The 19,595-nt window shown below is 71.0% G+C and carries 17 protein-coding genes and 2 pseudogenes; 14 read left to right on the top strand and 5 right to left on the bottom strand.

Annotated elements, in window-relative coordinates:
- The first annotated feature begins 55 nt into the window (after positions 1 to 55).
- The 7 genes from OG736_RS19015 to OG736_RS18985 all read left to right on the top strand — a co-directional run bounded on the left by OG736_RS19015 (position 56) and on the right by OG736_RS18985 (position 9,795).
- On the top strand, positions 56 to 1,387 hold the full coding sequence (locus OG736_RS19015) for a HEAT repeat domain-containing protein (RefSeq protein ID WP_327183506.1): 1,332 nt from the start codon (positions 56 to 58) through the stop codon (positions 1,385 to 1,387).
- A 313-nt stretch (positions 1,388 to 1,700) separates the two neighbouring features.
- Complete coding sequence (locus tag OG736_RS19010; protein WP_327183505.1) at positions 1,701 to 3,506, top strand: ABC-F family ATP-binding cassette domain-containing protein; 1,806 nt, start codon at positions 1,701 to 1,703, stop codon at positions 3,504 to 3,506.
- 191 nt (positions 3,507 to 3,697) lie between these two features.
- The gene (locus OG736_RS19005) at positions 3,698 to 5,503 is read left to right on the top strand and encodes an outer membrane protein assembly factor BamB family protein (RefSeq protein ID WP_327183504.1); all 1,806 of its coding nucleotides are present in this window, start codon (positions 3,698 to 3,700) and stop codon (positions 5,501 to 5,503) included.
- Positions 5,504 to 5,580: 77 nt separating this feature from the next.
- On the top strand, positions 5,581 to 7,641 hold the full coding sequence (locus OG736_RS19000) for an outer membrane protein assembly factor BamB family protein (protein WP_327183503.1): 2,061 nt from the start codon (positions 5,581 to 5,583) through the stop codon (positions 7,639 to 7,641).
- A gap of 266 nt (positions 7,642 to 7,907) precedes the next feature.
- On the top strand, positions 7,908 to 8,606 hold the full coding sequence (locus OG736_RS18995; RefSeq protein WP_327183502.1) for a helix-turn-helix transcriptional regulator: 699 nt from the start codon (positions 7,908 to 7,910) through the stop codon (positions 8,604 to 8,606).
- Positions 8,607 to 8,689: 83 nt separating this feature from the next.
- Positions 8,690 to 9,145: a hypothetical protein gene (locus OG736_RS18990; RefSeq protein WP_327183501.1), complete on the top strand. Its 456-nt coding sequence runs from the start codon at positions 8,690 to 8,692 to the stop codon at positions 9,143 to 9,145.
- A gap of 77 nt (positions 9,146 to 9,222) precedes the next feature.
- Positions 9,223 to 9,795, top strand: coding sequence for a dihydrofolate reductase family protein (locus OG736_RS18985; protein ID WP_327183500.1), 573 nt, complete (start codon positions 9,223 to 9,225; stop codon positions 9,793 to 9,795).
- Between the two features lie 201 nt (positions 9,796 to 9,996).
- Here the strand turns inward: OG736_RS18985 and OG736_RS18975 are convergent.
- Positions 9,997 to 10,116, bottom strand: a pseudogene (locus OG736_RS18975) (transcriptional regulator); the annotation flags it as partial.
- Between OG736_RS18975 and OG736_RS18970 the strand changes: the two are divergent.
- Both OG736_RS18970 and OG736_RS18965 read left to right on the top strand, forming a co-directional pair.
- Positions 10,117 to 10,569: pseudogene (locus OG736_RS18970) on the top strand (ATP-binding protein).
- Between the two features lie 55 nt (positions 10,570 to 10,624).
- Positions 10,625 to 10,894: a hypothetical protein gene (locus OG736_RS18965; RefSeq protein ID WP_327183499.1), complete on the top strand. Its 270-nt coding sequence runs from the start codon at positions 10,625 to 10,627 to the stop codon at positions 10,892 to 10,894.
- A gap of 81 nt (positions 10,895 to 10,975) precedes the next feature.
- On the opposite strand, the gene OG736_RS18960 is transcribed toward OG736_RS18965, so the two are convergent.
- Together OG736_RS18960 and OG736_RS18955 are read right to left on the bottom strand one after the other, a co-directional pair.
- Positions 10,976 to 11,383, bottom strand: a complete 408-nt coding sequence (locus OG736_RS18960) for a hypothetical protein (RefSeq protein WP_327183498.1) — start codon at positions 11,381 to 11,383, stop codon at positions 10,976 to 10,978.
- 36 nt (positions 11,384 to 11,419) lie between these two features.
- Positions 11,420 to 13,120, bottom strand: coding sequence for a sodium:solute symporter family protein (locus OG736_RS18955; RefSeq protein ID WP_054244119.1), 1,701 nt, complete (start codon positions 13,118 to 13,120; stop codon positions 11,420 to 11,422).
- Positions 13,121 to 13,269: 149 nt separating this feature from the next.
- On the opposite strand from OG736_RS18955, the gene galT reads away from it, so the two are divergent.
- The 3 genes from galT to galK are packed head-to-tail and all read left to right on the top strand — an operon-like array spanning position 13,270 to position 16,480.
- Complete coding sequence (gene galT / locus OG736_RS18950; protein WP_327183497.1) at positions 13,270 to 14,331, top strand: galactose-1-phosphate uridylyltransferase; 1,062 nt, start codon at positions 13,270 to 13,272, stop codon at positions 14,329 to 14,331.
- Positions 14,328 to 15,323, top strand: a complete 996-nt coding sequence (galE, locus tag OG736_RS18945) for a UDP-glucose 4-epimerase GalE (protein ID WP_327183496.1) — start codon at positions 14,328 to 14,330, stop codon at positions 15,321 to 15,323. The genes galT and galE overlap by 4 nt, the downstream gene beginning before the upstream one ends.
- Complete coding sequence (gene galK, locus OG736_RS18940) at positions 15,323 to 16,480, top strand: galactokinase (RefSeq protein ID WP_327183495.1); 1,158 nt, start codon at positions 15,323 to 15,325, stop codon at positions 16,478 to 16,480. The genes galE and galK overlap by 1 nt, the downstream gene beginning before the upstream one ends.
- A gap of 173 nt (positions 16,481 to 16,653) precedes the next feature.
- On the opposite strand, the gene OG736_RS18935 is transcribed toward galK, so the two are convergent.
- Positions 16,654 to 17,109 carry a GNAT family N-acetyltransferase gene (locus tag OG736_RS18935; protein ID WP_327183494.1) on the bottom strand — a complete coding sequence of 152 codons (456 nt, stop codon included), beginning with the start codon at positions 17,107 to 17,109 and terminating at the stop codon, positions 16,654 to 16,656.
- Between the two features lie 269 nt (positions 17,110 to 17,378).
- On the opposite strand from OG736_RS18935, the gene OG736_RS18930 reads away from it, so the two are divergent.
- A complete protein-coding gene (locus OG736_RS18930) occupies positions 17,379 to 18,152 on the top strand; it encodes a LuxR C-terminal-related transcriptional regulator (protein WP_327183493.1) in 774 nt (257 codons plus the stop codon).
- Positions 18,153 to 18,210: 58 nt separating this feature from the next.
- On the opposite strand, the gene OG736_RS18925 is transcribed toward OG736_RS18930, so the two are convergent.
- Positions 18,211 to 18,708, bottom strand: a complete 498-nt coding sequence (locus OG736_RS18925; protein ID WP_020128438.1) for a MarR family winged helix-turn-helix transcriptional regulator — start codon at positions 18,706 to 18,708, stop codon at positions 18,211 to 18,213.
- 89 nt (positions 18,709 to 18,797) lie between these two features.
- Here OG736_RS18925 and OG736_RS18920 point away from each other — a divergent pair, with 89 nt between their 5' ends.
- Positions 18,798 to 19,595: a trans-aconitate 2-methyltransferase gene (locus tag OG736_RS18920; RefSeq protein ID WP_327183492.1), complete on the top strand. Its 798-nt coding sequence runs from the start codon at positions 18,798 to 18,800 to the stop codon at positions 19,593 to 19,595.

The raw sequence follows: 19,595 nt of genomic DNA, 5'->3' as shown, positions 1-19,595 counted from the left end.
CGTCCCCTCTAGGCTCCCCCGGCCGGTTCCACCCAGGAAGCCGGGGTGGGGAGGCATGCGTATGGGACCGGCCGATCTGGCTGCGGCCGTTCGGCGCGGGGACGTCGAAGCCGTTCGGGAGCTACTGGAGGGCGTGGAGGACGCGAACGCCTGCGACCCGGCCGACGGCGTTCCGCTCCTCTGCGTGGCCGTGGCGGCGTACGACGAACCGGTCGCCGAGGCGTTGATCGATGCCGGCGCCGATCCGCTGCGCCCACTGGCCGGGGTACCGGGAGGGGACCCCGGGCTGCCGGGAGGGGACACCGCGCTGACCCGGGCGGTGGACGGCGGCTGTTCCTGGATGGTCACCAGGCTGCTCCCCGACCTCGTACGCCTCGACGCCGACGCGCGTGCCGACCTGCTGGCCCGCGCGCGGCTCTGGGCCGAGGCGGACATCGAGGCCGAGCTGCGGCGCAGGACGGGAGCGGCCGGGCCGGTCGGGCGAGGACGCGTGCGGAACGACTCCTGGTCCACCCACCACGAGCGGTACACGCTCGGCGGGCAGACGGTGTGGGACGGCCACCTCGGCGTCCTCACCCAGCTCGAGGAGCGCTTCGGAATCCGTACGCCGTTCGACGAACTGCTCGCGCGCGCCCTCACCCGTCCGGACCGGGACCACGGAGTCTGGTCCGATGTCCTGATCCACCTCGCCTGTCGGCTGGACGCCGGGAACTGGGCGGCCGCGGAGGCGCTGCGCGATCATCCGGACCGGCTGCGCCGTCTCTTCGCCGCGGACGTGCTGCGCTGTCTCGTCATCGGGTTCGGGGGCTTTCTCAGGCAGCCGACGGACGCGGTCGACAAGCCGGCGTCCGAGGTGTTCCTCCGCTGGGCCCGGGAGGAGAGGGATCCCGAGGTGCTCGCCCTGGTGCTGCGCGGGTTGAGCGAGGGCGGGGAGGAGGACCCGGACCGCGACGCGGAGTGCGAGGCCGTCGGTCTGTCGTACGCCGGGCATCCCGATCCTCGGGTGCGCACGGAGGTGCCCGACCTGCTGCCGTACGAGCGCACGCGGGTGCCGCCCGGGAAGCTGGCGGTCGTGTACGCGCTGGCGCGCGATCCGGACCCCGCCGTGCGCGAGCGGACGGCCGCCTGGCTGGCGCGCTGCCGGGCGGAGGCGCCCGGTCTCACCGACGTGCTCGCCGGACTCCTCGACGACGAACTGCGGGAGACCCGGGTGCACGCTGCCCGCGGGCTTGCGCTGCGCGGTGATCCGCGCTGCGTGGAGGCGGAGCGCCGCCTGCTCCCCCTCGACCCCGACGGATGGCCGGACGGGGACCTCGTGCGGGCGATGTGGAGGTACGAGGAGGGTCGGCGGGAGGCCGCCGAAGCGAAGCCTTGCGCGCCGGAGTGACGACCCGTCCGGCGGCCCGGCGCGCTCGCGCCCGTGCCCGGCCCGGCCCGCCCCGGCGTGCGCGAGGGGGCGTCCGACCCGCGCGCAACCGTTCGCGGCGTGCCGCCGCCCGACGGGTGCCGCCGTCCGCCCGCGGGAACCCCGGGGGCGTGAGCCGCTCGCGCACGCGCCGTTCGTGAACAGCGCGCACGACCATCGCGCGCCCTGCCGCAAGCCGCTGCCGCCCTCATGACCGCGAAAAGACCGGGCACCGAAGGGTGCCCGCCGCGCCGACTACCCTGGAGGGTCGAGCATCCCCCGTGGCAGGAGAGAAATGGCCGTCAATCTGGTCAATGTCGAGAACGTCAGCAAGGTGTACGGGACCCGTACCCTCCTCGACGGCATCTCGCTCGGCGTGTCCGAAGGGGACCGGATCGGCGTCGTCGGCCGCAACGGCGACGGGAAGACCACGCTGATCCGCATGCTCGCCAAGCTGGAGGACGCGGACTCCGGCCGGGTCACGCACTCCGGCGGGGTCCGCCTCGGCGTACTCACCCAGCACGACTCGCTCGACTCGGCCGCGACCGTCCGGCACGAGGTCATCCGGGACATGGCCGACCACGAGTGGGCCGGCAACGCCAAGGTCAGGGACGTGCTCACGGGGCTCTTCGGCGGGCTCGACCTGCCGGGGTTCCCGCAGGGCCTGGACACCGTCATCGGTCCGCTGTCCGGCGGTGAGCGCCGCCGGATCGCGCTCGCCAAGCTGCTGATCGAGGAGCAGGACCTGATCGTCCTGGACGAGCCGACCAACCACCTCGACGTCGAGGGCATCTCCTGGCTGGCCCGGCATCTGCGCGAGCGCCGTTCCGCGCTCGTCTGCGTCACCCACGACCGCTGGTTCCTGGACCAGGTCTGCACCCGCATGTGGGACGTGCAGCGCGGCGACGTCCACGAGTACGAGGGCGGTTACTCCGACTACGTCTTCGCGCGTGCCGAGCGTGAGCGCATCGCCGCTACCGAGGAGGTCAAGCGGCAGAACCTGGTCCGCAAGGAGCTCGCCTGGCTGCGCCGGGGCGCCCCCGCGCGGACGTCCAAGCCGCGGTTCCGGGTCGAGGCCGCCAACGAACTCATCAAGGACGTGCCGCCGCCCCGCGACAGCAGCGAGCTGATGAAGTTCGCCTCCTCGCGTCTCGGCAGGACCGTCTTCGACCTCGAGGACGTCACCGTCCAGGCCGGTCCCAAGGTGCTGCTCAAGCACATCACCTGGCACCTCGGCCCCGGTGACCGCATCGGCCTCGTCGGGGTCAACGGCGCCGGCAAGACCTCGCTGCTGCGGGCCCTGGCCGAGGCCGCCCGCACCGAGGGCGAGGTGCAGCCCGTGGCCGGCCGGGTCGTCGTCGGCAAGACCGTCAAGCTCGCCTACCTCTCCCAGGAGGTCGGCGAGCTCGACCCCGGGCTGCGGGTCCTGGAGGCCGTCCAGCAGGTGCGTGAGCGCGTCGACCTGGGCAAGGGGCGTGAGCTGACCGCCGGGCAGCTCTGCGAGACGTTCGGCTTCAACAAGGACAAGCAGTGGACGCCGGTCGGGGACCTGTCGGGCGGTGAGCGCCGCCGCCTCCAGATCCTGCGCCTCCTCATGGACGAGCCCAACGTCCTCTTCCTCGACGAGCCCACCAACGACCTCGACATCGAGACCCTCACCCAGCTCGAGGACCTCCTCGACGGCTGGCCGGGCTCGATGATCGTCATCTCCCACGACCGCTTCTTCGTCGAGCGGACCACGGACCGGGTCTTCGCCCTCCTCGGCGACGCCGCCCTGCGGATGCTCCCGCGCGGCATCGACGAGTACATCGAGCGCCGGCAGCGCATGGAGGAGGCCGCGGCCGCCTCGGCTCCGGCGGCCGTCGCGAAGCCGGTGGCCGAGAAGAGCGCCGCCGACCAGCGCGCCGCCAAGAAGGAACTCCAGAAGATCGAGCGGCAGTTGGACAAGATCTCCGAGAAGGAGGCCAAGCTGCACGCCCAGATCGCGGACAACGCCACGGACTTCGCGAAGGTCGCCGAACTCGACGCCGAGCTGCGGGGACTGGTGGGCGAGCGCGAGGAACTGGAGATGCGGTGGCTGGAACTCGCCGAGGACGCGTGAAGGGTGCGTGAAGGCGCATAACGACGGCGTCACGGGCCGGTCCTCCCTTGGGAACAGGGGTGGAGCGGCCCCGGGAGCCGTCCGTCGCGGGTGATAGAAAGAGCCGTCTGAGAACTCTCTGAAGACGGCTCCGGGCGGGTCACTGACCTGGGGGCGTGGCTAAAAACCAGTGACATAGGGGGAACACGCTGATGGCTCAGCCGCCCAATCAGCCGCCGCAGCAGGGTGGTTTCGGAGCACCGCAGGACCAGCCGCAGGCGCCACAGCCGCCGCAGGCGCCACAGGGTGGCTTCGGCGCGCCCCAGTTGCCGCCGCAGCCGCCCCAGGGCCCGCCCGCCCAGCCGCCGCAGCCGGGTTACGGCTATCCGCAGCAACAGCCGCAGCAGCCCGGCCCGTACGGTCAGCCGCCGCAGGCCGGTCCGTACGGTCAGCCCCAGCAGCCGGGCCCCTACGGCCAGCCCGGCCCCTACGCCCAGCCGGGGCCGTACGGCCAGCAGCCGGGCTACGGCTATCCGCAGCCGCCCCAGTTCCCCGGCGCGCCCGGTGCTCCCGGCACGCCGCCCGGTGGGCGCAACCCCTTCAAGGGGCGGCCCGCGCTGGTGGTCGGGGCCGCGGTGGCGGCTCTGCTGGTGATCGGCGGGACGGTGTTCGCGGTCACGAACGGCGACGACGGCGGCAAGAAGCCGGTCGCCGAGCCGAGCGACGACGGCAAGGCCACGTCGAGCGGCGCCCCGGTCAACCCCGGTGACGGCAGCGGCGACGGCGGCGAGGACACCGAGGACTTCAACGCGGACCGCAAGGCCGGCGAGGCGAAGGTGCTCTGGTACAAGGAGGCGCCCGACGCGCCCGCCTCCGGCGCCGACGCCCCCGGCATGTGGATCACCTCCAAGACGGCCGTGAAGGCGGCGTACAAGGAGGTCGTCGCGTACAACGTCGGCGACGGCAAGCCCACCTGGGACACCATCGCCCTTCCGCAGAAGATCTGCGCGGTCACCCCGCAGAAGACGGCGGACGACAAGGTCGTCGTGGCGTACATGAGCGGCACCAGCGACCGCGCCAAGTGCAACCAGCTCCAGCAGATCGACCTCAACACCGGCGCCAAGGGCTGGACGGGCGTGGTCGCGGACGGCGCGCTGTTCGACAGCGCCATCAGCATCGAGCTGTCGCTGGCCGGCAACACCCTGATGGTGGGCCGCTCGCAGTCCGGCACGGCGTACGACGTCCGCACCGGCAAGAAGCTGTACGACAAGCAGAAGTACGGCGACGCCTGCTTCCCGACGGCGTTCGCCGGCGGCACCCGGCTGATCGCGGTGGCGTCCTGCGACGCGACCGAGGCCAACGAGCACGACGAGATCCAGGAGCTGGACCCGGCGACCGGCAAGGCCAGGTGGACCCAGAAGTTCGACAAGGGCTGGTCGGTCGCGAAGACGTACTCCGTCGACCCGCTGGTGGTCTACAGCACCAACGAGGACAAGAACACCTGGAACATCGCGACGTTCAAGCCGGACGGTTCGTACCGCTCGCAGGTCGGCTTCGACGAGGACTTCGCGCCCTCGTGCGACTCCGGCTTCCTCCAGCGCAACCTCACGGGCTGCACGGGCACGGCCTCCGACGCGAACACGCTCTACCTGCCGACCGAGTCGAGCAGCGGTCCCAACGAGATCGTGGCGATCGACCTCTCCACCGGCAAGGAGAAATGGCGCGTGAAGTCCCCGACCGACGAGGCGATGCTGCCGGTGAAGGTCGAGGGCGGCAACCTCGTCGCGTACGTCGAGCCGTCGTACGACGCGGCCGGCCGGGTGGTGGGCATCCCGACGGCCGGGTCCGCCCACACGCCGACGACGCTGCTGCAGCTGCCCCAGAGCACGGCCGAGATCGAGGACAGCTTCTACTCGCGTGACCTCGCCTGGGTCGACGGGCGCCTCTACCTCTCCTCCACCCGGCTGACGGGCAACGACGAGACGAAGGAGAAGCTGATGCTCGCCTACGGCAAGTGAGGCGACCCACCGCCTTCCCCGCCCCGTCCCCGCCCGCCGCCCGAGCTTTCCGAGCGTTCTCCCGAGGTATCCACACCATGACCCAGCCGCCGCCCCCGCCGCCGAACCAGCCCCCGCAGGGCGGTTTCGGCCCGCCCGAGCCGCCGCAGGACACGCCGCCGCAGGACGCCGTGCCCAAGGACGCGGCCCCGCAGGACGCCGCGCCGCAGCCGCCCGCCCCCGACCTGACGAAGGCTCCGGAGCCGGGCTACGGCTACCCGCAGGCACCCCAGCCGGGTCAGGCGTCCCAGCCGCCCCAGGCCCCGGCCCAGGCGGCTCAGCACCCCCAGCCGCCGCAGACGCCTCCGCCCCCGCCCCCCTCCGGGCCCCCGCAGCAGCCCCAGCCGGGGTACGGCTACCCGCAGGCGCCCGGACAGCCGGCGCCTCCGGCCGCCGCCGGTTACGGCTACCCGGCCCAGCCGGGCGCGCCCGCGCCCTCCGCGTACGGTCAGCCCCAGCAGCCGGGTCCCTACGGGCAGCCGACGCCCCCGTACGGCCAGCAGCCCGGGTACGGCTACCCGGGGCAGCCGGGGCAGCCGGGGCAGCCTGGGTATCCGACCGCTCCGGCGGGCTACGGCTACCCGGGGCAGCCCACCATGCCCATGCACCCGCAGGCCGGCGGCCCCGGCCAGGGACCGGGCGGCGTCGGCAAGAAGTTCAACGCGCAGGTGGCGATCATCGTCGGGGCGGTCGTGGCGATCGCGCTGATCATCGGCGGCGGCGTCTGGTACGCGAAGTCCAGCGACGGCGGGAAGAAGGAAGAGGCGGGTCCCGCGGGCCCGACCGGCGGAGGGGGTGACACCGGCGGCACGGGCGGCACCGGCGGCACGTCCTCCGGCGGCAAGGAGAAGGTGCCGGCCGACCCCGCCTCGGACGTCCTGTTCAAGGTCCCGATGCCCGTGATCAAGAAGGACGACAGCGTCGGCGTCAAGGGCTCCTGGCTGACCGACAAGGCGTACGTGAAGACGGGCGTCAGCGAGATCGCCGGCTACGACCTGGACAAGGGCACCAAGCTCTGGTCGGTCCCGCTGCCCGGTCCGGTGTGCGAGGCCAGCAAGTTCGCCACCGACGACTACCGCACGGCGGTCACCTTCCAGGCGAGCGCCGCCGAAACGGCCTCCTGCGACCAGGTCGCGGCGATCGACCTCGCCGCGGGCAAGCAGCTGTGGAAGAAGACCGTCAACTCCGGTGACTACCCGATCAGTTTCAATAACGTGACGGTCAGCGCGAACACGGTGGCCCTCGGCAGCACCAACGGCGGCGCCGCCTTCGACATCGACTCCGGCAAGGTGCTGTGGTCGCCGAAGCCGGCCGACACCTGCTACGACGCCGGCTACGGCGGCGGCCCGAAGCTGGTGGCCGTGCGCAAGTGCGGCGCGTACGACAACCCCGAGCTGCACATCCAGACCATCGACCCGGTGTCCGGGAAGGTGATCTCCGAGTACAAGCTGGCCACGGGCATCGACTACGCGTCCGTCGTGTCCAGCGACCCCCTGGTGGTGGCCGCCGACGTCGGCGACAGCGCCGGTGACGGCAGCGGCATCTCGGACTTCTTCTCCATCGACAACAAGACCGGCAAGCTGCGCACCCGCATCTCGGTCCCGGGCGACCAGTACGCGGCCGACTGCGAGGGCATCACCAGGATCGAGGCCTGCACGGGACTGGCCGTCGGCAACGACCGGATCTACGTCCCGACCGAGGAGCACGACGGCACCGGCGAGTACAGCCGGACCAACGAGGTCATCGCCTTCGACCTGGCCACCGGCAAGCAGACCGGCCAGCGCGCGGACGCCGGCGACGGCTACACGATCTACCCGCTGCGCATGGACGGCAGCAACCTGATCGCCTACAAGCGGCCGCCGTACGACAAGGGCGGCCAGGTCGTCAGCATCGCCGGAGGCTCCTTCAAGGAGACCAAGCTGCTGGAGAACCCGGCCACGGACGCGGTGCACGACCTGGAGACCAGCATGTCCCCGGAGTACTCCGAGGTCCTGTTCTCCCAGGGACGCCTGTTCATGTCCGAGGTGTACGCAGACGACGGCTCGCTCTCGAGCGGCGACCCGCAGTACCTCGCGGTCGCGTACGGCGCGGGCAGCTGATCGTCCTAATCGCCGTGAACGGCCCCGCCCCTGCTCAGGGGTGGGGCCGTTCACTTACCGCCCATGACCCTCGAATGTGAGGAATTTCGGCGATCCGGGGCACTTCTCACCAGTAGGGGGAGCGCAACGTCGAACAAGCGTGTAGCTTCCGGGGGCATGAAGGACGGGGTGCCGGGGGGCACCCTTTGTTGGTCCGTGTGAGTCCGTGTGAGCCCGTGCGGGCATCCATGGGGGGACTGGGGGGTTGCTCGTTGGGAGTGCGGCTGATGGTGGTCGACGACCACCGACTGCTCGCCGAGGCACTGGCCTCGGCGCTCAAACTGCGGGGGCACCGGGTGCTCGCCGCGGCGGCGCCTGCCGCGGGCGCGGCCGAGCTGGTGATCACCCGCGCCCCGGAGGTGTGTCTGCTGGGCACGGCGGTCCCGGCCGAGCCGGGCATCTTCGACCCGGTGGTCCGCATCAAGCGCGAGCGGCCACAGGTGGCGGTGCTGGTCCTCGGTCCGGTACCGAGCCCCCGGGGCATCGCGGCGGCCTTCGCCGCGGGCGCCTCCGGGTACGTACGCCACGACGAGCGCATAGAGGGCGTGGAGCGGGCCATCATGAAGGCGCGGGCGGGCGAGTCGGCGGTGGCTCCGGCGCTGCTGCAGGGCGCGTTCAGCGAACTGCTGAACCCGGCGGCCCAGCCGGACGACGAGGGCCAGCGGCTGCTCCAGATGCTCACGCCCCGCGAGGTGGAGGTCCTGGTCCGGGTCGCGGACGGCGAGGACACCCGCCTGATCGCCGCCGGTATGGGCATCGCCCCGTCCACGGCCCGCACGCACGTCCAGCGGGTCCTGATGAAACTCGGCGTCGGCTCCCGGCTGGAGGCGGCGGCGCTCGCGGCCCGCACGGGTCTGCTGGACCGCGCGGGCCCGCTGCCGCACACCTCCCGGGACACGGAAACGGGTACGGGGCCGGAGTTCTGACGAACTCCGGCCCCGTGCCGTGGAGTTGCGGCTGGGGCAAACGGTCCTGGACACCCGGTCGGTGAAGCTGCGAGGCTGACCGCATGAGGGTGCGGACGGTGGTCTGGCGGGGAGCGCGCCTCGGTGTGACGATCGGCGTCTGGCCCGCGGGGATCGTCGGCACCCTGTGCCTGGTGGCGGCGTTCGTCTGCCTGGCCGGCGGCCACGACGGCACCGCGTGGACGCTGACGGTCACGGGCACCTTCGCCGTACTCGGCAGCATGGCGGTGGGCGTCACCGTGGGCACGGCCACCGGCCTCGCCCTGGCGCTCGCTCCCCGCGGCCTCCTCACACGCGCCCCGCTGCGCGGCCTGCTGGCGGCACTCACCGCGGGGCTGCCGGTGGCGGCCCTCTCCGTCGCCGCCCTGACCGGAGACGGCTACACCCTCGCGAGCTACCCGCCGTCGATCCACTTCCTCACCTGGTCGGCGACCCTGGCGATCGCCCTGGTGGCGGCGGCCCGCAGCGGTGACATCGCCGGGTACGGCACCGGACACTGACGGCCGCCGATGAGTTTCGCCGTGATCCGCGGTCAGAGATCATGACCGAACCGGACCCGAGACCCCGAGGACCTCAGATGCGCACCCTGATCAGCACCGCATTCATCTCGCTCGACGGCGTCGTGGAGGCCCCGGGCGGCGAGCCCGGTTACCGGAACGCCGGTTGGACCTTCAAGGACATCGATTTCCTCCCCGAGGCCTTCGAGATCAAGGGCCGGGAGCAGACCGAGGCCACCGCGATGCTGCTGGGCCGGACCAGCTACGAGGCGTTCAGCCCCGTGTGGCCCGACATGGCGGACTTCGCCGACTACAAGGTGATGCCGAAGTACGTCGTCTCCACCACCCTCACCGATGACGACCTCGTCTCGAACTGGGGCGAGACGACGATCCTGCGCTCACTCGACGACGTCGCCGCGCTGAAGGAGGCCGAGGGCGGCCCGATCATCGTCCACGGCAGCGCCTCCCTGAACCAGGCCCTCTCGGACGCCGGCCTGATCGACCGCTACCACCTGCTCGTCTTCCCGCTCCTGCTCGGCGCGGGCAAGCGGCTCTTCAGCGCCACGGACAAGGACACGCAGAAGCTGAAGCTCGTCGAGCACGAGGCGTACGCCAACGGCCTTCAGAAGAACGTCTTCGACGTCGTCCGCTGAGGTGCGAGTCCGGTGCGTATCCCTGCCGGGAGGTGGGCGAGGGCGACGGGTGTGGTCCTGAGGGCCGTGTCCGGGGTGTCGCTCTCGCGGAGGTGAAGGGTCACGGGGGCGGGGGAGGCGGCGAGTTCGACGCAGGTGTTGCCGTCCCACCGTCTGAGAACGTGGACTTCTGCCAGCGCAAGGTGTGGTCCATGGGGTGCCTCACAGCCCCTTTTCCAGGCGGTGGATGAAGTCACGTGAAGCTGCCGGTTCCAGCGTCGCTTTCTCCACCCTACGGAAGAGGGTTCGGAGTTGGGCCAGTTGAGGCTCCGCATCGATGAAATGTCCGATCCCTGGGAGTACTCCCTCTACATCCCCGGCGACCCCCGCGCCGTGACCGTCTGCCGCCGCACCCTGCGTCTGATCCTCACCCTGCACGGCCTGATCCACCTCGTGGACACCGCGGAGCCGCTCGCCTCGGAGCTGGCTCCAATGCCGTACTGCACGCGAAGGGCCCCGCCTGTCTGCGTCTCCGTTTCCGGGACGGGGTCCTCCGGATCGGCGCCTGGGACGCGGACCCTGAGCCGAGCCGCCGAGCCGCCGGGACGACTGGAGGGCCTCGCCGACGCCGAGAGTGGGCGCGGTATGGCCCTCGTCCGGGCCTGCTCGGACCTCTGGCACTGGCAGCCGCTGTCCCGAATGGGTCATCGGGGCAAGCTCGTGTGGTGCGAGCTGGCGGTGTCATGCGGCTCATTCCGTGATGCAAAGCGGATAATCACGTCATACGGTGCGTAACCGTAACGTCTCGCTCTGTAGCGAGGCATGCCATCCAGACGGAAAAGGGTATGCAATGCGCAAGCTCCGCAACACCGCTCTCGTGGCCGCCATGATCGGAAGCCTCGGCATGGCCGGCGCCGGATTCGCCTCTGCCGCCGCCTACGGCGCGGACGGGGACTCCCGGGAGTGCTCCAACCACGTGGAGAACATCTCGTTCGGCCTCATCAACATCCCGAACCTGAACCTTCCGCTGCTCGGCCTCTCGTCGAACCACGACGCGACGCAGCAGATCTGCAACAACGGGGACGACGCCATCAACGCGAACGTCGCCGACCACGAGTAGACGAACTGAGCCGGCTCCGGGACCCGACGCAACGGATCCAGGAGCCGGCTCGGCTTCGTGACCTGCACATTCGGCCCGCGGCTACTCGCCGCGCGAGGGCTTCCCCTCCAGCGCCTCGGGCGGCAGCGTCGGGGTGACCGGCGCCACGGGCCGCAGCTTCAGCCAGGCCAGGAAGAAGATGCCCAGGGCCAGCATGGCCAGGCCGGTCCACAGGTTGATGTTGATCCCCTGGGCCTTGTCGATCTCCGCGTCGCTGTCCGTGATGCCGGCGATCGTGACGATCACGCCGTAGACGACGAACAGGCCGCCGATGATGCGGCGCAGGTCGAAGATGCGGGCCGCGGTCGCGGACTTCTCCTCGAGTTCCGTGACCTCACGCTGGACGTCGGCCTCGGAGTACCCCGCCCGCCGCAGCCGCTCGGCTGCCTCGGCACGCTCGGCGCGCTCGGCGGATTCGGAGGGTTCGGAGGGTTCGAATTGGTCGGACATGGTCTCTCCAGTCTCCCGCGGTATTCGCGACCGGGCTCAGAACGAGAACGGGATGTAGCACAGGGCGGCCAGGATCAGCGCGCTCCAGCCCAGCAGTGCCGGGCGCCGGTACCACGCGTCGTCGCCCGCCGCCGGCGGCTCGGCCATGCCGGGGGAGACGGTGCCGTAGACCAGGCCCTGGAGCTCCTCGTCCCGCTTGGGGGCCGTGAACAGCGACACCGCCACCATCACGACCGCGCCCGCCACGAAGCCCGCGATCGCGGAGACGAAGTTCGCGCCCTGGTCGGTGGGGATGCCGATGATGTCCTGCTTGTAGAGGACGAAGTAGTTGACCATCGCGGCCGTCGTGCCCGCGAGCAGGCCCCAGAAGCCCGACTTCTTCGACGCCCGCTTCCAGAACATGCCGACGATGAAGACGACGAACATCGGCACGTTGAAGAAGCTGAACAGCGTCTGGAGGTAGCTCATGATGTTCGAGAAGGACGAGGCGAGGAACGCCGTGCCCACCGAGGCCGCGACGCCGATCGCCGTGATGAGACGGCCGAAGCGCACGTAGTAGGCGTCCTCCCGGCCCCGCACCACGTACTTCGCCCAGATGTCGGTCGTGAACACCGTGTTGAAGGACGAGACGTTCGCCGCCATGCCCGCCATGAACGCCGCCAGCAGGCCGGTCACCGCGATGCCCAGCACACCGTTGGGCAGCAGCTCCTGCATGAGGTAGGGAATCGCGTCGTTGTACTGGAGGTCGGAGTCGGCCGTGCCGATCTTCGGCACCAGCACCGCCGCCACCAGGCCCGGGATCATCACCAGGAAGACGATGAAGATCTTCGGGAACGCGGCGATGAGCGGGGTGCGCTGGGCCGCCGACAGGTTCTTCGCCGACAGGGCGCGCTGCACCTCGGCGAAGTTCGTCGTCCAGTAGCCGAAGGAGAGGACGAAGCCGAGGCCCAGCACGATCGTCAGCCAGTTCGCGCCGAGCGGGTTGTCGCTGCCGATGCCCGTGCCGCCCCAGGCGGTGACGAAGTCGTCGCCGTGGGCCTCGGTCAGGGAGTCCGTCAGGCCGTCCCAGCCGCCCACCTTCTTCAGGCCGAGCACCGACAGCGGGATGAGCGCCGCCAGGATCACGAAGAACTGGAGGACCTCGTTGTAGATCGCCGAGGAGAGGCCGCCGAGCGTGATGTAGGCCAGCACGAAGGCGCCGGCGACCACGATCGCCACCCACTGCGGCCAGCCCAGCAGCGCCTCGACGACGATCGCGAGGGCGTACAGGTTCACGCCGGAGATCAGGATCGCCGCGAAGGCGAACAGGGCCGAGCTCAGCAGGTGGGCGCCCCGGTCGAAGCGCAGCAGCAGGAACTCGGGGACGGAGCGCACCTTGCTGCCGTAGTAGAACGGCATCATCACGATGCCCAGGAAGACCATCGCCGGGATGGCGCCGATCCAGTACCAGTGGACGGTGTACGCGCCGTACTGCGCGCTGTTCGCGGCCATGCCCAGGATCTCGGTGGCGGCCAGGTTGGCCGAGACGAACGCGAGGCCCGTGATCCAGGCGGGCAGCGAGCGTCCGGAGAGGAAGAAGTCGAGGCTGGTCTTCACCGATCTGCGAGCGGCGAAGCCGATGCCCAGGACCACGACGAAGTAGATGCCGAGGATCGTGTAGTCGAGCCAGTTCGTCGGCAGCCGCAGCTCTGCCGCCAGCTGTGCTGCCGTGTAGGCCGGGTCTGTGGGGGTTCGCATGCCCTGCTCACTTCGTTTGGTGTTCTTTGTTTGGTTGTGCTGGTGACTCGCGTGGGGGTTTATGGTTTTATGTGTTTGGTTCTGTTGGAAGCTTCGCTAGGTGTACGGATCTAGGTCTGCGGGTCTAGAGGTACGGATGGAGAGTCGCGGTGAAGAAGACCTCGACCCGCTTGGCCGACGGTCGTGAGCTGATCTACTACGACCAGCGGGACGACTCGGTGCGCGACGCGGTGGACAGGCGTCCGCTGGACCCCACGGTCACCACTTCGGAGGTACGGCGGGACCCCTTGCTCGGCGATTCCATCGCCGTGGCCTCGCACCGGCAGGGGCGCATCTACCATCCGCCGGCCGACGAGTGCCCGCTCTGCCCCTCCCAGGGCGACCGGCTCAGCGAGATCCCGGACTCGTCGTACGACGCCGTCGTCTTCGAGAACCGTTTCCCCTCGCTGGCCGGCGACTCCGGGCGCTGCGAGGTGGTCTGCTTCACCTCCGACCACAACGCGTCCTTCGCTGACCTCACCGAGGAGCAGGCGCGACTGGTCCTCGACGCGTGGACTGACCGGACGTCCGAGCTGTCGCATCTGCCCTCCGTGGAACAGGTGTTCTGCTTCGAGAACCGTGGCGCCGAGATCGGTGTGACTCTGGGTCACCCGCACGGGCAGATCTACGCCTACCCGTTCACCACTCCGCGCACCGCCCTGATGCTGCGTTCGGTCGCGGCGCACAAAGAGGCGACCGGCGGGGAGAACCTCTTCGACGCCGTCCTGGAGCGTGAACTCGCCGACGAGCGGGTGGTCCTGGAGGGTGAACACTGGGTCGCGTTCGTGCCGTACGCGGCGCACTGGCCGTACGAGGTGCACCTCTACCCGAAGCGCCGGGTGCCGGACCTGCTCGCCCTCGACGAGGAGGCGCGCACAGAGTTCCCCCAGGTCTATCTGGAACTCTTGAGGCGCTTCGACCGGATCTTCGGCGAAGGTGAACCGCCCACGCCGTACATCTCCGCCTGGCACCAGGCGCCGTTCGGCGCGCTGGAGGAGTTCGAGGGTGTCAACCGGGACGACTTCGCGCTCCATCTCGAGCTTTTCACCATTCGCCGCACTTCCGGCAAGCTGAAGTTTCTCGCGGGCTCCGAATCAGGCATGAACGTCTTCATCAACGACGTGCCGCCGGAGTTCGCGGCCCAGCGACTGCGAGAGGTAGCGAGTTCATGAGCGGCACCACCGGCACGAGCGGCAAGTATCTGGTCACGGGTGGCGCGGGCTACGTCGGCAGCGTGGTCGCGCAGCATCTGCTGGAGGCCGGCCACGAGGTCGTCGTGCTCGACAACCTCTCCACCGGTTTCCGCGAGGGTGTCCCGGCGGGTGCCTCGTTCATCGAGGGTGACATCCGCGACGCCGCCAAGTGGCTCGACGCCTCCTTCGACGCCGTGCTCCACTTCGCCGCGTTCTCGCAGGTCGGCGAGTCCGTCGTCAAGCCCGAGAAGTACTGGGACAACAACGTCGGCGGCACCATGGCCCTGCTCGGCGCCATGCGCGAGGCCGGCGTGCGCAAGCTGGTCTTCTCGTCCACGGCGGCGACGTACGGCGAGCCGCAGCAGGTCCCGATCGTGGAGAGCGCGCCGACGCAGCCCACGAACCCCTACGGCGCCTCCAAGCTCGCCGTCGACCACATGATCAGCGGCGAGGCCGCCGCCCACGGGCTCGGTGCCGTCTCCCTGCGGTACTTCAACGTGGCCGGCGCGTACGGCGAGCAGGGCGAGCGCCACGACCCCGAGTCGCACCTCATCCCGCTCGTCCTCCAGGTCGCGCAGGGCCGCCGCGAGGCCATCTCCGTCTTCGGCGACGACTACCCGACCCCCGACGGCACCTGCGTCCGCGACTACATCCACGTCGCCGACCTCGCCGAGGCCCACCTCCTCGCCGTCGCCGCCGCCGAGCCCGGCGAGCACCTCATCTGCAACCTCGGCAACGGCAACGGCTTCTCCGTGCGCGAGGTCATCGAGACGGTCCGCGAGGTCACCGGCCACCCGATCCCCGAGGTCGTGGCCCCTCGTCGCGGCGGAGACCCGGCCGTGCTGGTCGCCTCGGCGGCCACCGCCCGTGAGCAGCTGGGCTGGAACCCGTCCCGCGCGGATCTCGCGGGTATCGTCGCGGACGCGTGGGAGTTCGCGCAGCACATCGCAAGCAGCGCAAGGGAGTCGTAGTGGGGGCACAGGAAGTTCGCGAGGGTTTCGTCCGGCTGTACGGGGCCGAGCCCGAGGGCGTCTGGGCGGCGCCCGGCCGCGTCAACCTCATCGGTGAGCACACCGACTACAACGACGGCTTCGTGATGCCCTTCGCGCTGCCGCACATCGCGGTCGCGGCGGTCGCACGGCGTACCGACGGCGTGCTGCGGCTGCACTCGGCCGACCTCGAAAGCGGCGTCGCCGAGCTGCGGCTCGACGAGCTGACGCCCGAGTCCGACGACGCCTGGACGGCGTACCCGGCCGGAGTCGTGTGGGCCCTGCGCGAGGCCGGGCACGCGGTGACCGGCGCCGACGTCCACCTGTCCTCGACGGTCCCGTCGGGCGCGGGCCTGTCGTCGTCCGCGGCCATCGAGGTCGTCGTGGCCCTGGCGCTGAACGACCTCTACGACCTCGGGCTCCAGGGCTGGCAGCTCGCCCGCCTGTGCCAGCGCGCCGAGAACGTCTACGTCGGCGCGCCCACCGGCATCATGGACCAGACGGCGTCCGCGTGCTGCGAGGCAGGCCACGCGCTGTTCCTCGACACCCGCGACCTCTCGCAGAAGCAGATCCCCCTCGACCTGGCCGCCGAGGGCCTGCGCCTGCTGGTCGTCGACACGCAGGTCACGCACGCCCACAGCGGTGGCGAGTACGGCAAGCGGCGGGCCGGCTGCGAGAAGGGCGCCGCCCTCCTCGGCGTCGACGCGCTGCGCGACATCGCGTACGCCGACCTGGACGCGGCCCTCGCCCGGCTCGGTGACGAGGAGGAGGTCCGCCGCCTGGTCCGTCATGTGGTGACCGAGGACCAGCGGGTGGAGCAGGTCGTCGCCCTTCTGGAGTCGGGCGGCGACACCCGCGCGGTGGGGCCGGTCCTGACGGCGGGGCACGCCTCGCTCCGGGACGACTTCCGGGTCTCCTGCGCCGAGCTGGACCTCGTCGTCGACACCGCTCTCGCCCACGGGGCGCTCGGTGCGCGGATGACCGGCGGGGGTTTCGGCGGCTCGGCGATCGTGCTGGCCGAGGCCACCGATGTCGAGACGCTCACCAAGGCCGTCGAAGAGGCGTTCGCGGCCGCGGGGCACAAGGCGCCGAGGGTGTTCGAGGCGGTGCCCGCGGCGGGGGCGCGCCGGCTGAACTGAGCGGTTTCCTTTCCGCGGGGCGGTGGGTGTGCGAGTGAGTCTCGCCCCCGCCGCCCCTTCCCGTTCCCGACCCTGGGGGCTGTGCCCCAGACCCCAGGGTCGGCCCCGAAAGGGCCTCGTCCTCAAGTGCCGGACGGGCTGGAGGGCTGGAGGGGCCGGACGGGTTGGAGGGGCTACCCCAGTCTCTTCGTCAGGGTGAACTCCGTCAGGCCCGGGGGGTAGTCCTCGATCACGCAGACCACCTCGTAGCCTCGGCGCCGGTAGAACTCCGGGGCCTGGAAGTCCCAGGTCTCCAGGCGTACGCGGTCGCAGCCGCGCTGCTCGCGGGCGATGCGCTCCGCTTCGGCGAGGAGGGCGCTGCCCAGGCCCGTGCCCCGGTGCCGGGCGTCCACCCAGAGGTAGGTGACGTGCAGCCAGGTCGTCCAGGTGTGGCCCACCAGACCGCCGGCCAGATCGCCGCCCGGGTCCGAGGCCCAGACGTGCAGCGCCGATTCGCGTTCCGCGGGGGTGCCGCGCAGTGCGCGCAGGACCGGGGAGGCCTCGGTGTTGGTGGCGAGCAGCCGCGAACGGAGAAGATCGCGGCGAGTCCTGTCGACTTCTGTCTCAAGACGAAACATGCGGCACACCATAAGCGCGGTGGCCGAACCAATCCTGCAATTTGCCTTCCGCTCTACGCCCGCGGCCCTACCCTGTGAACAGTGCCGGTGGGGGCCGGTGCTGATCAGGGGGCGAGACAGTCGGGTACGGCGCCCGCGGTGGGGGTAGCAGTCTCTGCACGGCGGCGGCCGTTGCGGCAGTGGCATCCCCTCCGGGCGTCGTGTCCGCGCGGTCGTCGTTCTCCGTCTCCGGACCTTGGGGTATCCCCTGCTCTGTCAAGGAGCTTGGGGGAGGGGGTTTCGTGGTTCGCATTCGTGTACTGGTCGTCGACGACCACCGCATCTTCGCCGAGTCACTCGCCGCGGCACTGGCCGCCGAGCCCGACGTCGACGTGTCCGCGGCCGGCAGCGGCCCGGCGGCACTGCGCAGTCTGGAGCGCGCGGCCGCCGAGGGGCGCCGGTACGACGTGCTGCTCGTCGACGCCGACCTGGGCGCCGCGCTGCCGGGCATACGGCCCGCCGTGCCCGTGCAGGAGGTGGGGGAGGACGGGCTCGTCGACGGGATATCGCTGGTCGTGGGGGTCCGTGCCGCGCAGCCCCATGTCCGCATCGTCGTCCTCGCCGAGAAGGACGAGCCGCGCCGCGCGGCCCTCGCCCTCCAGGCCGGGGCGTCCGGCTGGGTGGCGAAGGACTGCTCGCTGTCCCGTCTGCTCACCGTCATCAGAGGCGTGCTGCGCGAGGAGACCCACCTCCCGCCCGCCCTGCTCACCGGCGTCCTGCGGGAGTTGACGGCCGCCCGCAAGCACCGCACCGAGAGCGAACGGCTGGTCGAGTCGCTCACGCCGAGGGAGCGGGAAGTGCTGCGCTGCATGGTCGCGGGACTGGGCAGGAAGGCGGTCGCCGACCGGCTGTTCCTCTCCCCGCACACCGTCCGCACCCATATGCAGAACGTCCTCGGCAAGCTGGGCGTGCACTCCACCCTCGCCGCGGTCGCCCTCGCACGCCGGGCGGGCGTGGGACCTGCCGACCTGGGGGCTGCCGGACAGATCAGGCCGGAGGAAACCCACAGCGCCTGATCGGAACGGGTGAGCGTGCCGGACCCCGCGTCTCGGGCCTGATCGGCCCGGCAGGCCCTCAGCCGGGGATGTTGTCGAACGGGGCGGTCAGCTGGCGCAGCAGGCCCGCCAGTTCGCCGCGCTGGGCGTTCGAGAGCTCGGCCAGGATCGCTCGTTCCTGGTCGAGCAGTCCGGCGAGTGCCTGGTCGGCGCGGTCCTTGCCGTCGTCCGTGAGGCGGACGAGCACACCCCGGCGGTCGCTCGGGTCCGGCAGCCGCTCCACCAGGCCCTTCTTCGCGAGCCGGTCGATACGGTTCGTCATCGTGCCCGAGGTCACCAGCGTCTGCGTCAGCAGCTGGCCCGGCGAGAGCTGGTAGGGCGCCCCCGCGCGCCGGAGCGCCGTCAGGACGTCGAACTCCCAGGGCTCCAGCTGGTGCTCGGAGAACGCCAGACGGCGTGCGCGGTCCAGGTGCCGGGCCAGTCTGCTCACCCGGCTGAGTACTTCCAGCGGCTCCACGTCGAGGTCCGGGCGCTCCCGGCGCCACGCTGCGACCAGCCGATCGACCTCGTCCTCCATGACGATCAGTGTAGTGGTTGTGTCGACGTGAAGTCTCTTGATGTCGAGTCTCTTGACATCAAGATAAATGGGAGGGGAAAGTACCGGGCATGACGACCAACCCCAGCTGGGACCCCGCCCAGTACCTGCGTCACGCCGGCCACCGCGCCCGCCCCTTCGGCGACCTCCTCGCCCGCGTCCCCGGCCTGCCCGGCGACCCGCCGCGGATCGCCGACCTCGGCTGCGGCCCCGGCAACCTCACCGCCGTCCTCGCCGACCGCTGGACCACCGCCCGCGTCACCGGCTACGACAACTCGCCGCAGATGCTCGCCGACGCGGCGGCGCACGCGGGCGCGCGCCTCGACTTCGCCCATGCCGACCTCGCCACCTGGACGCCGGAGGAGACGTACGACCTGCTCGTCTCGAACGCCGCCCTCCAGTGGGTGCCCGGCCACCTCGACGCCTTCGCCGGCTGGCTGGACGGCCTCGCCCCCGGCGGCACCTTCGCCTTCCAGGTCCCCCACAACATCGACGCGCCCCTGCACGCCCTCATGCGCGAGCTCGGCAACAGCGTCCGCTGGAAGGGCCGCCTCGGCCATGTCCTGCGGCACGAGGACTCCGTCCACGCCCCCGGCGTCTACCTCGACCGGTTGGCCCGCCTCGGCTGCGCCACCGATGTCTGGACGACCACCTACCTCCATGTGCTCCAGGGCGACGACCCCGTCCTCGACTGGGTCAAGGGCACCGGCCTGCGCCCCGCCCTCGACGCCCTCGCCGACGACCCCGAGGCCCGCGACGCCTTCGTCACCGACTACCGCGACCTGCTCCGCGAGGCCTACCCGAGCGCGGAGTACGGCACCGTGCTGCCGTTCCGCCGCCTGTTCGCGGTGGCCGTGAAGGGGGCCTGA

This window comes from Streptomyces sp. NBC_01334, from assembly GCF_035983595.1.
Lineage (GTDB): Bacteria > Actinomycetota > Actinomycetes > Streptomycetales > Streptomycetaceae > Streptomyces > Streptomyces coriariae.
Note: the sequence above shows the minus strand (reverse complement) of the source record. Positions and strands in the feature narration are given on the sequence as shown.

Excerpts from the sequence above, each read along its gene's own strand:
- OG736_RS19015 (WP_327183506.1), top strand. The coding sequence starts at position 56 with ATGCGTATGGGACCGGCCGATCTGGCTGCGGCCGTTCGGCGCGGGGAC.
- OG736_RS19010 (WP_327183505.1), top strand. The coding sequence starts at position 1,701 with ATGGCCGTCAATCTGGTCAATGTCGAGAACGTCAGCAAGGTGTACGGG.
- OG736_RS19005 (WP_327183504.1), top strand. The coding sequence starts at position 3,698 with ATGGCTCAGCCGCCCAATCAGCCGCCGCAGCAGGGTGGTTTCGGAGCA.
- OG736_RS19000 (WP_327183503.1), top strand. The coding sequence starts at position 5,581 with ATGACCCAGCCGCCGCCCCCGCCGCCGAACCAGCCCCCGCAGGGCGGT.
- OG736_RS18995 (WP_327183502.1), top strand. The coding sequence starts at position 7,908 with ATGGTGGTCGACGACCACCGACTGCTCGCCGAGGCACTGGCCTCGGCG.
- OG736_RS18990 (WP_327183501.1), top strand. The coding sequence starts at position 8,690 with ATGAGGGTGCGGACGGTGGTCTGGCGGGGAGCGCGCCTCGGTGTGACG.
- OG736_RS18985 (WP_327183500.1), top strand. The coding sequence starts at position 9,223 with ATGCGCACCCTGATCAGCACCGCATTCATCTCGCTCGACGGCGTCGTG.
- OG736_RS18965 (WP_327183499.1), top strand. The coding sequence starts at position 10,625 with ATGCGCAAGCTCCGCAACACCGCTCTCGTGGCCGCCATGATCGGAAGC.
- OG736_RS18960 (WP_327183498.1), bottom strand. The coding sequence starts at position 11,383 with ATGTCCGACCAATTCGAACCCTCCGAACCCTCCGAATCCGCCGAGCGC.
- OG736_RS18955 (WP_054244119.1), bottom strand. The coding sequence starts at position 13,120 with ATGCGAACCCCCACAGACCCGGCCTACACGGCAGCACAGCTGGCGGCA.
- galE (WP_327183496.1), top strand. The coding sequence starts at position 14,328 with ATGAGCGGCACCACCGGCACGAGCGGCAAGTATCTGGTCACGGGTGGC.
- OG736_RS18935 (WP_327183494.1), bottom strand. The coding sequence starts at position 17,109 with ATGGTGTGCCGCATGTTTCGTCTTGAGACAGAAGTCGACAGGACTCGC.
- OG736_RS18925 (WP_020128438.1), bottom strand. The coding sequence starts at position 18,708 with ATGGAGGACGAGGTCGATCGGCTGGTCGCAGCGTGGCGCCGGGAGCGC.
- OG736_RS18920 (WP_327183492.1), top strand. The coding sequence starts at position 18,798 with ATGACGACCAACCCCAGCTGGGACCCCGCCCAGTACCTGCGTCACGCC.